This window comes from Methanococcus mangrovi (assembly GCF_054506835.1).
Genome location: NZ_CP197114.1, coordinates 310,737 through 325,987 on the forward strand (window position 1 = coordinate 310,737; position 15,251 = coordinate 325,987).

Here is a 15,251-nt window from a genome sequence, read left to right on the forward strand (position 1 = left end):
GTTACAAAGCCTGAAAAAAATAAACTAAATATTGATTTTTACAAATATTGTATAAAAAATAATATTTCTGATATATCTACCTTTTTAAAACGTTTTTTAGGATAACGACGTTCAATGTTTAGTCGATACATCGGGGACTAATCCTAAAAAGTAAATCTTTATAAAATCGAAGTTTTTATTTAAATAAATTTGAAATATTCTTAAATTTTAACTCATGAATACAGGTTTTCAAATTTAATGTTTCGAAAATATGCTAAAAAAAGAAAAGTTAAAATTCGTCAACATTGATTTTGTAAAATAAATCAGCATCTTTTACATAATATAATTCGTTTCCTTTTTTGATTTCTTCAATTACTTCATTTTCTGGAACGATGTATCCAACCAAAAACTGATCTATTGTTAAATTGCCTTCTGACATAATTTCAGTGGTTTTTGTTGAAAGATCAGGTAATTTGATTTTTTGTAATTTATGAACTGATAACCTGTCATCTTCAACTAATTCGACCCATTCTATTTTTTTAACAACGTTTGAGAATGAATCTGGATTTGCGTAATTTTTGTAGTCTTCAAATGCTTCAAATCCTTCTAACGTCATTTTATAAAGTGTTGATTTTAATATGTCGCTCAACTCTTCGTGGCTTTTTAGATTTCTTAAAACTTTTTCTTCTATTTCTGCTGACATTTGTTTTCACCTTTATTTATTTTTCTAACGTTAGAATTTTTTATAACTATAATTCTAATGTGTAACTGCAACTATTTATAAGTTATTATTTTTTCTAACGATGTAAAAAAATCTAACATTAGATTTTTATATTATATATATTTTTAATCAAACATTGATAGAATATCTAACGTATGATAAAATGTTACACTGGAAAAAATAGTACAAAAAGGATTTTTTATGATTTTTGAACTTTTATGTAAAAAATACGTTGTAGATATTCTTAAAATCTTAAAAAACGAAGATGAAATAAATTTGAGTACAATTGTGGAAAAAATAGGTACTCATAAAAGTTCATTGAGTAAGATTTTAAAAGAAATGGAAGAAGCGTCTTTAGTATCAAAAAGAGAAGAACCGTATAGAAATATGAATAAAGTCTATTTTAAGATTGATAAAAAGGGAATAAAGCTTCTTGAATACTATGATTTAATAATTGAATTGGATTATGTGAATCTGACTTAAAAAAGATTCAAAATAAACTATTTTTTAAATTTAATCTAAATTAAGCTGTATTTGTTTAATTTGATTTATGTTTATTAATTGAGGAAAAAATAATTTGGTGTTATGGGATGAACAAAACATTTATTGTATTGAGATATTATATAATAAAATCAGTCCAAAGAACTTTAAACGATTTTCATGGTAATGGCAATTTGGATACTCCTGAAGGCAAGAAACAAATGTTCATTGATTCTTTTTTAAGAAATGGATTTTCATATGGTCGGGGTGTTGAACTTACATATGAGGTACTGGGAGTTCACTCTATCGACGAAAGATATTATGTGGGAAAATTTAGTAAAACGAAAAAACAGAAGGACCCTAAAAAATCTGGTGAAGATATTGAGTATTTCGAAGACATTATTCAGCCATTTTCTGAATTTGTATGCGATACTGATAGACACTATCTAATCATTGAAAAAAAATCTGACGTTTTTAGAAACGTTCCCCATTTATGTAGGCTACTTTCAGACATGGTCACTACGGAACTTAAAAATTCTGGATATATTGTACAATTTGAACCCGTTGTAGAAGAACAAGCCTTTTGGAATATAATTAAAGAAGCTGAAAAAGTAAAAAGTATTTCATTTACATTAAATGCACCAAATTTGTTTGGAGTTAATGAAAAGTCACGAGAAGTAATGTCCCGAGTTAAAAAGACAACAAATGCTGATGAATTGAATTTAAAATATTCAAATAAAAATGGTGAATTAACAGTTACGGAAGAAGAATTTAAGGATCCTGTAAACTATGTCAATGAAGGAGGGGGTAAATGGGAAATTGAAACAGATAAACGGAAAATAAAAAGTTTTGAAAGTATTATGAAACTATCGATTTCATTTACTCAGATTTCAGATGTCGTAGAATATGTTAAAAAGGTATTAAAAAAATAGTGTTATACTATGAAACGGGTATTCAAATGAGTGAAAAAGTGCAAGATTTATTAAAAATACTAACATTTTTAATTCTTTCTTACATTTTTGTATGTGCAAATATCAGCATTTCTGCGGAATTACTTAATTTATTATCGAATATCTCATTAAACTGTTTTTCAATTATTATTGGTTTTATTATCGGTGCAGTAGGTATTTTGGTTGGTACGTTAAGTGGAATATATGGTTCCTTAACTGATATGCCAAAAAATAAACATACTTCTGAAACCCTAGAAAGTTTGGACATATTTGTTAAGGAATTACGCGATAACACAATATTTTTGGTAATTTTATTAATTGGCAGTTTAATAATTGAATATATTAAAATTATGCCTATAGATTTCTCACAATTATGGTTTATGCTTCCGTCATCCATTCAAATATATTTTACAAGGGATATTATAATTTCAACACTTTCATTATCTGTTTTATCAATGGGTTTTTGCATAATATATGGAATAGTTTCTTCAATTTTTAATATTTATGATGTAAGAAATGAATTGCTAAAAAACGGTTCAAAAAATTCAGAAAATTTGAATCGACGTTCTAAAAATAATAAACGAGCATGAATGTACATAAAATTCCAAAAAATAACCTTCTTTTTAAATTTCAAAAACCATTTTTATCATAAATTACTCATTTTCAAAAAATTGAAGAAAATTTATCTTTTTAAATTTTAAAATAACCTTCTTTTTAAATTCCAATAACAATTTTTTTATTTAGTCAGGTATAGAAAGTATAATATAGATTAGGGTACAATAACCATTTAATAAATTTTGGGAAATTATGAGAAAAAGATCGAGTGATTCAATTATTTTGGCAATATTGCTCATTGGGTTGCTTTTTATATTGGCTTTAAGCCAAAACTTTAACTTTTTAATTATATTTATTGGTGCAGTAGTACTTTCTTTTGTATTGAAAGGAACTCTGGATTTTGTAACCACGGTTTTGATAATGGTAACAATACTGCTATTAAAATCGTTTTTGAATTCATTAAGCTCACCTGACGAAATAATTCAAATGATAATCCCTGTAGCGGCAGGATTACTCATATTATACATGCTAGGAAAAAAGTAATTAAATTTTGGGGGAAAATATGGCATCCGAACTCATGGGTCAAGTTGTAGGAATTCTTGCAGGAGGATTGACTGCAATATTTGTATTCAAATCATACGAACTTTTAAAACCCCTATTTAAGAAAGAAGAAACTGAAGAAACTGAAGAAAATACTTCAAAAACCTTAACAAAGTACTCCAACTAAATTATCGGTGAAATTTTGAAAAGGAGGGCGTTAAGGGGTAAAAATAATATTGAAGACGATTTAAAGGTTTATCTTAACATAAATATTGATGAAAAAATTTATGACTTTTTTAAATTCATGTTTTCTCTTTATTTTGCAGCAATCACAATTTCATTAACTGCATTTTATTATTTAAAAAACGGTCAAGACTTTTATCGGTTTATGTCACTTTTTTTGTATGTTGTATCCCTCATAGGGCTATATATTTTACCATTAACGTATGAATTAGTTTATAACATGGAATACCAGATAAATGATCACTTCAAAAAAATAATTGGACTTAAAAAAACAAATGAACGAGAAAAACATGCAAATCACGCTTCATTAAAAGATTCTTTCAAATCTGTTTCAAAATTAGTATGTAATAGTTTAGTTCTGTTGGGATCCATTATCACAATTCTTTCATTATATTTTATAATAAAATCAGATTTTGGAAACTTTAGTCTTATTAAGCCTCTTGTAATATTCATGTGTTTGGATATTTTTTTAGGATATTTCATTTTATCTCCGTTATACCCAAAATTACGCATAGATTCATTAGATTTAGAGCTTATCAATCCTTCAAAAAAATTTTATATCGCGATGCCGAGTTTAGACGATTTTAACGGGCCGTCAAGAAAAAATAATACTATAGAAACGCCCGTTGATCCAAAAGAAATTACAAAAAAAATAATAGAAGTTATAAATTTAATTCTAAAATATTCAACTATAATTGTAATATATGGTGTTGTTATCGTGATCTACACTGATTTCTATGATATGATTCCATACATTATAAAAGACTTTATTTCAACAATTTCATTTTTTATAACAGACATACTTTTAAAATACTAAATTCTTAAATTTTTTTACTCAAAACCGATAAAAACTCTTTTTTAATCTTTTACCAACTAAATTTAAAAATGCGTATTTTCTTTTAAATTTTAAAATAACCCTGATTTTTAAATTTCAAAGACCATTCTCCCTAATTTTAAATTACTCTTTTTATTTGATTAAACGTGAAAAAAGAAAGATAAAAAAGTTTGCATATACGAAATTTAATGATATTTCATGTTTAATCTAGTTTCAGTGTGGCGTATGATATTTTTCAATTTTTAAGTAACAAACCCTAATGACTCAAGTTTATTCACAAAGTGAAAGTATGGGATATTATCCCACATATGTGTTTATTTAGTATTGTCCTTATTACTACTTTTCATTGCGAAAAAATCGAAAACTTTAATAATGACCAGAATTTAATGGTTCAAACTCAATTAAAATAGTTATTCTTCAAAAAAATATTAAACTTCCTTTTTTACATTTTAACATTAAACCTTCGATAAAATTGTAAAATTATATATACCTTTTTTTAAAAAAAATTAATTGTTAGCTTAAACTTTAGTTGGAATATACACAAATTAAGAAAAGGGGTTTAAAATGGATATTGGTGTTGAAATTAAGCGGCATTTTAAGAACAATATTTCTTACGTACTCTTTACCGTTCTCGTAACTGTATTTCTACTATCATTAATGTTTAACTTATGTTATGTTGGCGGATGTGGGTTGATACCATTCTGGGTTGACTTAGTTCCTGCGTTACAGACTTATTTTGGAATAATAATGGCATTTTTGGTTTTTGGAATTATATTTACGGAATACCTCTTAGAATAAATGTACATCGGGCAGATATTGGCACTTAATAACCTGAGTTTAAATGAACCATTTAATTAACTAACTTCCTGAAATACTCTTTTTTTTAATGAATTTTAACTTTTTTTCAAAATCTACAAATTTGGTAATTATTGGTAGTTAACTATCAATTCATTATATTTTGATAGATATTGATGATTAAAATATGCTATTTTCTAAAACATTTATATACCTTTACCCACAAACAGGTAAATAATTGTATTTTATTTACTTACATATAAGTAAATATTTGGGTGAGAAATATGGAACTTCGGGGCACTATAAAATCAATAATTAAAGAATACGAACAAAGAGAAGTATCGTTAAATGAAAGAAATATAAAACTGCCAAAAACAAATAAAGCTCTTTCCGTTGTAGGAATAAGAAGGTCTGGAAAAACATCAATATTAATGAAATTATATAAAGAAACTGAAAATTCAATATTTTTTCCACTCGATGATGATAGGATATTTCCCGTAACTCTCGATACATTAAGGGAGATTGTGAAAGTTTCAAAAGAGATGTACTTGAATAAAAAAATAACCTTCTTTTTTGACGAAATTCAGGAAATCGAAAACTTTGAACTTGTAATAAAACGGCTTGTTGAAAGGGAAGATTATAAAGTTTATTTAACGGGTTCTTCGTCAAAACTACTCTCAAAAGAAATTGCAACAGAGCTTCGAGGAAGAAGTTTAAGTGTTGAAGTGTTCCCATTATCATTTAAAGAATACCTTGATTTTAAGAAAATAACGTTAACTGATGTTTTAACGGAACAAGAACACGCTATTTTAATAAATCACTTGGAAAACTACTTAAATTACGGCGGATTTCCAGAAATAGTGCTTGAAGAAGAAAATCGAGAAGATATTTTGAAAAACTATCTCGATATGGTAATTTATAAAGACATTGTTGAAAGGTACAATGTGAAAAATACTGATTCATTGCGTTTATTTTTGAAATTATTAATTAATTCAAACACGAAAAAAGTTTCAATTAATAAACTTGCAAATCACTTTAAATCAATGGGAATTAGTGTAAGCAAAAATACGCTGTATGAATATTTAAGCCACTTAAATGACTCTTACGTAATATTTCCGTTAAAAAAATACGCTTACAGTTTAAAAGAAAGCAGTTTAAGTTTAATGAAATCATATGTCATCGACAACGGGTTTATAAAACTATACGATTTTAAAAATTCGAGTGATAGTGGAAAATACCTTGAAAATGCGGTTTTTATTGAATTAAGAAGAAGGGGATTTGTAGAAAATCAAGAACTCTTTTACTATGAAGATGATGTTGGTGAAGTCGACTTTTTAATTAAACAAAACGAGAATGTTTCAAAATTAATAAACGTCTGTTACAGCTTAAATTTTGAAAATTACGATCGAGAGATTAAAAAACTTGTCAAAATCGGGAAAAAAATACAATGTAATGAATTATACCTGATAACTTTTGATCAAGAGCAGGAAATAATTGAAGACGGCATTTTGGTTAAAGCCGTTCCGTTCTGGAAGTTTATTGATTTAGAAATTTAGTTTATAAATTATTATTGAAATATTTGCAAAACATTGGGATTTTAACTAAAAAATCTGCGAATACTGAATGAAATTTGGTATTTTTGTGCGAAAAACATTAAACAAATAAAAAACTATATATAAATTCTCTGCGCATAGTATAAATTAAATAGGGGTCAAATACATCTCTAAAACAAAGATAAAGTCACTATAACTAAATTTATTGGAAACAGGGGGGTAATTATGGATACATCATTCGAAGATATCATGCTGCACCCAATCGGTGTGGTGCACAATACAGTCAAGCAGCCAGTTCTCATTGCAAATGAAAATGGTCTTAGTATGCGGGAAGGTCTTGCCCCGACAATTGAGAATGTTCGCAAAACCGAAGAGATGATCTCAGAAGTTGTCCTAAACAGCGACCTTGCTGACCACCTCGATGGAATCGACGAATATTCACATATCAAAATCATCTACTGGGCCCACGGCGTCCCCCGCGAAGGTCGTGATCTGAAAAAAGTTCACCCGATGGGCAATCCTGAAAACCCTTTAGTGGGGCTATTTTCCACCCGCAGCCCTGCTCGCCCAAATCCTATTTTAATCACAGTTGTCCGTCTCATCGGGAGGGAAGGCACGACTCTACATGTCACCGGTCTTGATGCTATCGACGGCAGCCCCGTTCTTGACATCAAACCGCATTTTAAAGAGTCATATCCTGCAGATGATGTGAAAGTTCCTGATTGGATGGAAAAGATTCAGTTAAAACTTAAGGAGAAAAAACAGTGAAATAATTGATTCATACGAAATATACAATCATGACTTTTTAACGTCTAAGAATACGGATATAAAATATACAAAAGTAAAATTAGTGGATATGTATAGGTTATTTAGATAATTAAAATTCGTCAACATTGATTTTGTAAAATAAATCAGCATCTTTTACATAATATAATTCGTTTCCTTTTTTTATTTCTTCGATTACCTTATCTTCTGGGACAATGTATCCAACTAAGAATTGATCTATTGTTAAATTACCTTCTGACATAATTTCAGTGGTTTTTGTTGAAAGATCGGGTAATTTGATTTTTTGTAATTTGTGAACTGATAACCTGTCATCTTCAACCAATTCGACCCATTCGATTTTTCGAACTGCATTTTCGAATGAATCCGGGTACGCGTAAGTTTTGTAGTCTTCGAATGCTTCAAAACCTTCTAAAGTCATTTTATAAAGTGTTGATTTTAATATATCGCTCAATTCTTCGTGGCTTTTTAGATTTTTCAGAACTTTTTCTTCTATATTTGTCATTTTTTCACCTTAGGAATTTTACTATACATTTTCATATATACTTCTGTATATATTATGATATATATATTTTATTATATATACTTCTATATATACGAAGTCATTCAGATTATATATCAAAAAATAACGTGGAAAATCATGGTAAAAGTAAAAATTAGGAAAGTAGGGAGTGGCTTCGTCTGCGGAGTTAATAAAACGGAATTAGAATTTTTAGGTATCGAAGAAAACGAAGAAGTCGATAAAAGATTAGAAATTGTCGATGGAAAACGTTGTTTAATAATTTTTAAAGCTGATGAATGATTTTTCAGATTTCTTAAAACTTTTTCTTCTATTTCAGTCATGTTTTCACCTTTTTTATGCAGTTTCGCTTTTCAAATAACTCTCATATTCCAGAACCTTTTTAGACAACGCTTCCTTTTCTTCAATTTCTTTTGAAAGAGTTTCTTTTAAATTCTGGTTTTCTTCGGTTATTTTCTTGAAATTTATGGTTAACTGTTCGTTTTCTGAAATTACAGAAATTTTATCGAATGTTTGACGAATCACAGACCTTATATATGCCGAACGAGATACTTCTCTTCCGGTGGTGGTTCGAAGTTTATCTAACTTTTCGAGGTCGGACATATCCAAGTTAAAAGGAGTCCTAATTGCGCAAACTAACTCCTTTTTTCGACCTTTCATTATCCATCACCATTTAACGATTTTTATGTTTTAATTTTGAAGACTTAAAACTTCTAAATTTAATTATCTACTTACCTATATTTATAGGTAACTAAATACCTATTAAATTAGGTAACTAACTATCTATATAAATACTGAAGTTCAATATATTGTTGGATAAATTATGGTGTAAAACATGGCAAAATCGAAAATACAATCAGTAGGGGCTTCGTTAGGGATTACATTAAGCAGAGTAGAAATTGAAAGTTTGGGCATGGAATACAGTTTAGAAAATCCCCAATATGTTGAAAAACGAATTAAAGTAATTGATGGCGAAATGTGTTTAGTTTTAACGCCTTTAACAAAAGAATAATCTATTTTTTAAGTTTGATTTTAATTTAAATCCTATTTTGTTGTACAATAAAATAAACCCTTAATATTATTTTATTTTCTAATTAATTAGTTACGTAACTAATTAATTCCTCGGAGTAATTATTAAGGGGCTTTTTTTCGGGGTTAAATCTCTGATACAAATAGTATAGTATTAATATCCTTGAAACAATATATTGTTTAAAAACTATTAGTGTGGGATTATGCCGATTGATGAAGTTATTGCAGGTGTTGTTGCAAAAAAAGGTTTTGAAATAGCACTTAGAATATCTGGTAAAAAATATGAAGAGTACATGCAAAAATCTTCATTTATTGATAAATCACAAAGTGAATTCCATAAAATTATTAAATTTAAAAAAGGAAATCAACCCAAAATAGATTCTATAAACGATGCACTACGAAAATTCTTGAAAAAATATAATTACGACAAAAATAATGAAATTTTGGAATTAATGTACAATTCAAAAGTTGCAGATGCAGCTTTGGGGTATTATCTTTATTCTGAAGTAGTATATACTCCTGAATTACTTGAAAATTGGGATGAAAACTTGGAAATGGACGTGGAAGATATATATGATTCATCAATTGTTGATGATTTAACGATGACGATAATTCCTAATTTACAAGGTAAAAATAAAGAAGAAATAAAAAAAATAATCTATAAAATTTATGAATACTTCGATGATTTAGAAAAAACGCTCAGAAAAGATTATTTTATAAATTCTTCAGAATTACGGATGAATTTGATATTTTCAGAAAAGAACAACGCTGAAAAATTTAAAAAAGAAATGGATAAAAAACTGAATACAAATAGTCATTCCAAAATTGGAAATTTGGAAGAAAACATGGATAAAAAGATGACTATATCCATTAGAAATCCTGACCAAATATTTATTGAAAAAGTATTAAAAAATAACATAATTAATTCTATTAAATCTACATTTTTGGGGGCATAATGTGGTTAAAAGTTGTAAAATAATGAAATTAAATCCATCTAAACTTCATGTATTGTCGAATGGATTAACAGCGGGAACCAAAATAACTTTTGGAAATTTTGGGGTAGTTTCTGATGATATTGATTATGACCCAATTAATAATGAATTAGAATTAAATACTTACGTAAAATCAGTTAAAAACGTTAAAAAGGGCATATGTGTTTTATTAGAGGTTGAAAAACCAATGATAATACCTATGCATGATAGAAAAGTGGCTTTCAAACCTACTGAGGATGTTGAAGTATTTATATATAATAATGAAAATGAAGATGAAATACAGGGTTATATGGCAATATCTGCAAAATCGAAAATACTTAGCAATGCAGTAGAATCCCTTGAAATTTTGCTTAGGAATTATTATTCTGAAAATGGACTATCAAAACAATCAAATCCCCATATCCAACAATTATTTTTTTTAATTCATGAAAACGAAGAAAAAATACGGGAAGAATTTGGAAATTTTAAACAGTTTTATACTGAGGGAATGACCCATGAACTGGTAAAATATGCAAATTTAGGGGGAGTTAACCTCGAAAAAAGTCAGGATTATAAACGCTATTTGGACGATTACGGGGGCCGTCTTTCAGCAGTGGTGGTAACAGTAAATAACACTGATATCATGATAACGTCTGAAGGAAGAATTTGGGGCACATGTCATGAATTTAAGAAAAATAAGTATGAATTAATAGCCGAAGTTTTAAAAAGATTAAATGATTCAGGAATCATAAAAATGTGTTAATTATCCATTCTTTTTTACTAATTTAAACAAATTTTTTATTTTGGCGTAGTTTTTTAAAATTTAAATGGGTATTTTTTTTATTGAATATTGAGAAATGAAAAGAGTTTAAAAAAGATTTATCTTAATCGAATTTGCCCGTTCATCAATTTTGGAAGCAGTATATCTCTTAAATTTGATAGGTTTTGATTTTCTATTTCATTACTTAAAATTTTATTTTTCAAAGGTTCCATTTTTTTATGATATTTTTCCAAAATATCTTTTTCAGGCATTATTATTTTTATCTTCGAAAATTCAGTCGTATTTAAGTTTAAAGTTGCTGAACCCCCGCCTGCAAGTATTTTAATATAATCTATCATTGATTTTAAGGTAAAATACAAGTAAATTGTTAAATTATCATTTTTTGGAATTATTGAGTTTATTTGTTGATTCGTTTGAGATTCTGTTACAGTTATTGAAACTAAACCTACCGTGGCAATACAACTTACACAGATCGAATTTGCAGGTATTAACTTATTTTTTTGACTATTTACTCCTTTTTCAGTTAAAGAGTCTTCAGTCTTTACTAAAAACATTTTATTGTGCATATCGGGTATTTTTATAAATGGAGTTTCCCCACAAAAATATTCACTAACTGATTTTGAAGGAGTTTTTCCACAAACTATTTTTCCAAATTCCTTTAATTCATTAAATTTCCAGCCTTTAGGAATTTTACTTCCCAATTCTTTGTTAAATTCCATTTCTCCGCCATTTTCAAAGTAGGGTTTTCCATCCTCATCTAAAAAATTGAAATTAACAAACCATTCTTTAAAAATTGAATTAGCGGTTTCTTCTAAAATTTTATTTTGCTGGCTGTTGTTTTCGATTTTGTCGTCGAGAGAGGAGAGAATTTGTGCGATTTTTTGTTGTTCAGAAAGTGGAGGAATTGGTATTTTCAATGCACGTATATCCTTTAAACTTATTGTTTTTTGTGTTGAACCGGTAACTGCACATTCAATCTGGGTTTTAATAATATTTGAATTTAAAGCATAATAAAGATATTTTTTTGAAAATTTGGGAATTATTACAACGGTATTTTGTCCCAAACAAAATTTTTCATCAGTATTTACGTAACTACTAATTCCATATGAACCAACCCTACTAAAGACAATATCTCCTTTTTGGGGTGTGTACTTTTTATTAAATTCCTCAAAAACCTCATTAGACACTTTTAATGCGTTTTTTAAATTTAAATAACCTTGTGAAATATCTGTAACCCTAACCATGGGATAACCTATTTCACAATATTTTGGGGTTTTATGCAACGAATCTATTACTTCGGAAACATTTTGTAATTCTAAAACTTCCCAATCAACAGGAATTTTTCCAATCTCTGTATCTTTAAATTCATTTTCCATTTTTTATCAAACCTATCTATTGTAAATTTAACCATTCATCCATTCTTTAGAAATTGTTTCAGCCTGTTTTAAAACAAGGTCAGCTGCAATCTGTGCTTTGTCTGGAGGATACCCGTATTTTTTAAGAAGTCTTTTAACCCTGACCCTTAAAGTCGCCCTTACAGTTTCTCTAACTTCCCAGTCAATGGAAATGTTTTTCCTCAAAGTGTCAGTCAGTTCCCTTGCAATTTCACTTAAAACTTCTGTTCCTAAAATTTCCCTTGCTGACTCGTTATTCGATAACGCATCGTAAAATGCAAGCTCTTCTTCAGTTAGATTTAATTCTTCCCCTCTTCTTTTAGCGTTTTCAATCTCCTTTGCAATTGCTATGAGTTCTTGAATAACTGCCGCCGAATCTATCGCTTTATTGTGGTATCTTTTAATCGCGTTTTCAATCATCTCTGAAAATTTCTTTTCCTGCAAAAGATTGTTTCTAAATTTGGCCTTTATCTCGTCATTTAATATTTTTTTAAGCGTTTCAAGTGCTAAATTTTTATATTTCATGTTTTTTACATCTTCGAGGAACTGCTCAGACAGAATCGAAATATCGGGTTTTTCAAGTCCTGCTTCACCAAATACATCGATTATTCCATCAGTTCGAACTGCACCAGATACGATCTGTTTTATCGCGCTGTTTAGTTCATCTTCGGGTTTTCCTGAAATTTCCGTATTTTTATATAGTGCCGCTTTAACCCCTGTAAAGAACGCGACTTCCTCACGGATTTTTATGGCTTCTTCATGCGGCAGAGATAGAGCGTATGACTTTATAAGTTCAAGCGCAAGTTTAACAAACCGCTTTTTCCCATCAGGCTGAGTAAGGATAAATTCTAATGTTTCTGGAATTACATCCATTTTTTCAATATTTGTTCCATTAAAGAATTTTGAATAGTCATGGCCATAAAAGAAATCTTTCATAGCTTCGTATTTTGATTTCATGAGGTTTACTGCATCTTCTATATCATAAGTTGGTTTTCCAGTACCGCCATTTGAAGTGTAATTCATGAGCGCATACTTTAAATCCTGTGCAATTCCGATGTAGTCAACAACAAGTCCTCCAGGCTTATCTCTAAATACTCGGTTTACCCTTGCAATCGCCTGCATTAAACCGTGCCCTTTCATTGGCTTATCGATGTAGAGTGTGTGTAAACACGGAACATCAAAGCCAGTAAGCCACATGTCACGAACAATCGCAATTTTAAATTCGCTTTCAGAATCTTTGAAGTGTTCAGCAAGCTCTTTTCGTTTGCCTTTTGAACGGATATGTTTTTGCCAGTCAAAACCGTCAGCCGCAGAACCTGTCATTATAACCTTTAAAACACCAAGCTTGTCATCGTCATTATGCCATTCAGGCCGCAAACGAATAATTTCATCATACAGATCAACGCAAATTCTCCTGCTCATGCATACAACAATTGCTTTTCCAGAAAGTGTTTCTTCTCGCCTTTCAAAGTGATTGACAATATCCTGCGCAACTTTTGAAATTCTGTCTCTGCTTCCAACAATCGCTTCAAGCTGTGCCCATTTGCCCTTTAATTTTTCTTTTTTATAATTTTCCTCAAATTCCGTAACTTCTTCAAACTCCTCGTCAAGTTTTCGAAGAACTTCGTTTTCAATCCCGATTTTTGCAACACGGCTTTCATAGTAGATTTTTACAGTTCTACCATCAGCAACAGCCCGTCTTACATCGTAAATATCGATGTATTCACCAAATATCGAACGGGTGCTTTTATCTTCAAAGTCTATCGGAGTTCCTGTAAATCCAATAAATGAAGCATTTGGTAGAGCATCACGTAAATATTTAGCAAACCCGTAAGTTATACCAACTTCACCTTTTCGCTCAACAGATTTTGCTTTAAGCCCGTACTGGCTCCTGTGCGCTTCATCTGCCATTACAATTATGTTTTCTCGTTCAGATAAAGTAGGATAATTTTTATTCAATTCATCAACAGAAAACTTCTGTATCGTTGTAAAAATTACCCCGCCTGATGCGACCTTTAATTTTTCTTTTAAGTCATTTGCATTTTCAGCCTGAACAGGGGCCTGTTTTAATATGTCAATACATGATGCAAACGTTCCAAACAGCTGGTCATCAAGGTCATTTCTGTCAGTTACAACTACAATTGTAGGGTTTCTAAGTTCAGGAGTAATTGCAAGTTTTCCCGCATAAAAAGCCATTGTAAGACTTTTTCCAGACCCTTGCGTGTGCCATACAACACCGCACCGGCGATTTCCAGAAACTGCTTCAATAGTTTTTTCAATTGCACGGTTTGCCGCAAAATACTGGTGGTATCCTGCAATAACTTTTACAGGGCCCTTTTCATCCGTTTTAAAAACAATAAAATTCTTTATTATATCAATAAACCGCGTTTTATCAAACATTCCAAGAATCGAAATCTTAAGCTGGCTTACTCCATTATTAATTTCAGAAGTTCCGTCAATAGATTTCCACGGTAAAAACCACTCTTTATTTGAAGAAAGCGTACCTATTCGCGATTCCGTACCATCAGAAATTAGTATAAGCTCGTTATACTTAAAAAGTTCTGAAATTTCCGATTTATACGTTTGAATCTGGTTATAAGCACTCCATATTGTAGCATCTTCTTTTGTAGGATTTTTAAGTTCAATAACTGAAAGCGGAAGCCCATTTACAAATATAACAATATCTGGCCGCCTGTTTTTATTATTCTGAATGATTGTAAATTGATTTACTGCAACAAATTCGTTTTTTAATGGGTCTTTATCGAGTAAATAGACCTTATCTCCCTTAACTCTTCCATCAATCGGATATTCTACATCAATTCCTTTAAATATAAACTCGTGAAACTTCTCGTTATTCATGAGTAAATTTGGATTTTCAAGCCTCAAGACTTTTCGAAGTGCATCTTCTCGAGCTTCCACTGGAACTTTTGGATTTATTTTTGAAATTGCATTTCTAAGCCGAGAAACAAGCACAACTTCAGAATAATCTTTACGTTCAGGAGAAGTTCCATCAGGCGCAATTTCAGGACCTGAAATTATTTCGTATCCAATACTCTCTAAAAGCTCAAGAGTTCCCTGTTCAACCGTATCTTCACATAAATTAGACATTTTACCCCCTCATT

The 15,251-nt window shown here is 29.7% G+C and carries 18 protein-coding genes; 13 read left to right on the plus strand and 5 right to left on the minus strand.

Annotated features, from left to right (window positions below; genetic code table 11):
• Positions 1-268: 268 nt before the first annotated feature.
• Entirely contained in the window at positions 269-682 is a 414-nt protein-coding gene (locus tag ACS5L2_RS01670) for a hypothetical protein (RefSeq protein ID WP_459202030.1), read from the minus strand.
• 219 nt (positions 683-901) lie between these two features.
• Here ACS5L2_RS01670 and ACS5L2_RS01675 point away from each other — a divergent pair, with 219 nt between their 5' ends.
• The 9 genes from ACS5L2_RS01675 (at position 902) to tsaA (ending at position 7,419) form a co-directional block, all read left to right on the plus strand.
• Positions 902-1,183 (plus strand): MarR family transcriptional regulator, encoded by a 282-nt coding sequence (locus ACS5L2_RS01675; RefSeq protein WP_204936369.1) that lies wholly within the window; start codon positions 902-904, stop codon positions 1,181-1,183.
• A gap of 107 nt (positions 1,184-1,290) precedes the next feature.
• A complete protein-coding gene (locus ACS5L2_RS01680) occupies positions 1,291-2,112 on the plus strand; it encodes a hypothetical protein (protein WP_459202031.1) in 822 nt (273 codons plus the stop codon).
• Between the two features lie 26 nt (positions 2,113-2,138).
• Entirely contained in the window at positions 2,139-2,720 is a 582-nt protein-coding gene (locus ACS5L2_RS01685; RefSeq protein ID WP_459202032.1) for a hypothetical protein, read from the plus strand.
• A gap of 217 nt (positions 2,721-2,937) precedes the next feature.
• Entirely contained in the window at positions 2,938-3,228 is a 291-nt protein-coding gene (locus ACS5L2_RS01690) for a hypothetical protein (RefSeq protein ID WP_184231134.1), read from the plus strand.
• Between the two features lie 19 nt (positions 3,229-3,247).
• The gene (locus ACS5L2_RS01695; protein WP_459202033.1) at positions 3,248-3,412 is read left to right on the plus strand and encodes a hypothetical protein; all 165 of its coding nucleotides are present in this window, start codon (positions 3,248-3,250) and stop codon (positions 3,410-3,412) included.
• Between the two features lie 15 nt (positions 3,413-3,427).
• Complete coding sequence (locus tag ACS5L2_RS01700; RefSeq protein WP_459202034.1) at positions 3,428-4,285, plus strand: hypothetical protein; 858 nt, start codon at positions 3,428-3,430, stop codon at positions 4,283-4,285.
• A 582-nt stretch (positions 4,286-4,867) separates the two neighbouring features.
• Entirely contained in the window at positions 4,868-5,101 is a 234-nt protein-coding gene (locus ACS5L2_RS01705; RefSeq protein ID WP_459202035.1) for a hypothetical protein, read from the plus strand.
• 281 nt (positions 5,102-5,382) lie between these two features.
• Complete coding sequence (locus ACS5L2_RS01710) at positions 5,383-6,654, plus strand: ATP-binding protein (RefSeq protein WP_459202036.1); 1,272 nt, start codon at positions 5,383-5,385, stop codon at positions 6,652-6,654.
• Positions 6,655-6,876: 222 nt separating this feature from the next.
• Entirely contained in the window at positions 6,877-7,419 is a 543-nt protein-coding gene (tsaA, locus tag ACS5L2_RS01715) for a tRNA (N6-threonylcarbamoyladenosine(37)-N6)-methyltransferase TrmO (RefSeq protein ID WP_459202037.1), read from the plus strand.
• A 109-nt stretch (positions 7,420-7,528) separates the two neighbouring features.
• On the opposite strand, the gene ACS5L2_RS01720 is transcribed toward tsaA, so the two are convergent.
• Positions 7,529-7,939 carry a hypothetical protein gene (locus ACS5L2_RS01720; RefSeq protein ID WP_459202038.1) on the minus strand — a complete coding sequence of 137 codons (411 nt, stop codon included), beginning with the start codon at positions 7,937-7,939 and terminating at the stop codon, positions 7,529-7,531.
• Positions 7,940-8,074: 135 nt separating this feature from the next.
• On the opposite strand from ACS5L2_RS01720, the gene ACS5L2_RS01725 reads away from it, so the two are divergent.
• Positions 8,075-8,236, plus strand: coding sequence for a hypothetical protein (locus ACS5L2_RS01725; RefSeq protein ID WP_459202039.1), 162 nt, complete (start codon positions 8,075-8,077; stop codon positions 8,234-8,236).
• A gap of 54 nt (positions 8,237-8,290) precedes the next feature.
• On the opposite strand, the gene ACS5L2_RS01730 is transcribed toward ACS5L2_RS01725, so the two are convergent.
• A complete protein-coding gene (locus tag ACS5L2_RS01730; RefSeq protein WP_459202040.1) occupies positions 8,291-8,614 on the minus strand; it encodes a hypothetical protein in 324 nt (107 codons plus the stop codon).
• Positions 8,615-8,789: 175 nt separating this feature from the next.
• Between ACS5L2_RS01730 and ACS5L2_RS01735 the strand changes: the two genes are divergently transcribed.
• The 3 genes from ACS5L2_RS01735 (at position 8,790) to ACS5L2_RS01745 (ending at position 10,717) form a co-directional block, all read left to right on the plus strand.
• Positions 8,790-8,966: a hypothetical protein gene (locus ACS5L2_RS01735; RefSeq protein WP_459202041.1), complete on the plus strand. Its 177-nt coding sequence runs from the start codon at positions 8,790-8,792 to the stop codon at positions 8,964-8,966.
• A gap of 220 nt (positions 8,967-9,186) precedes the next feature.
• The gene (locus ACS5L2_RS01740; protein WP_459202042.1) at positions 9,187-9,939 is read left to right on the plus strand and encodes a hypothetical protein; all 753 of its coding nucleotides are present in this window, start codon (positions 9,187-9,189) and stop codon (positions 9,937-9,939) included.
• Between the two features lie 22 nt (positions 9,940-9,961).
• Positions 9,962-10,717 carry a hypothetical protein gene (locus tag ACS5L2_RS01745; protein WP_459202043.1) on the plus strand — a complete coding sequence of 252 codons (756 nt, stop codon included), beginning with the start codon at positions 9,962-9,964 and terminating at the stop codon, positions 10,715-10,717.
• 116 nt (positions 10,718-10,833) lie between these two features.
• On the opposite strand, the gene ACS5L2_RS01750 is transcribed toward ACS5L2_RS01745, so the two are convergent.
• A complete protein-coding gene (locus ACS5L2_RS01750; protein ID WP_459202044.1) occupies positions 10,834-12,111 on the minus strand; it encodes a restriction endonuclease subunit S in 1,278 nt (425 codons plus the stop codon).
• A gap of 27 nt (positions 12,112-12,138) precedes the next feature.
• Positions 12,139-15,237, minus strand: coding sequence for a type I restriction endonuclease subunit R (locus tag ACS5L2_RS01755; protein WP_459202045.1), 3,099 nt, complete (start codon positions 15,235-15,237; stop codon positions 12,139-12,141).
• Between the last annotated feature and the right edge of the window lie 14 nt (positions 15,238-15,251).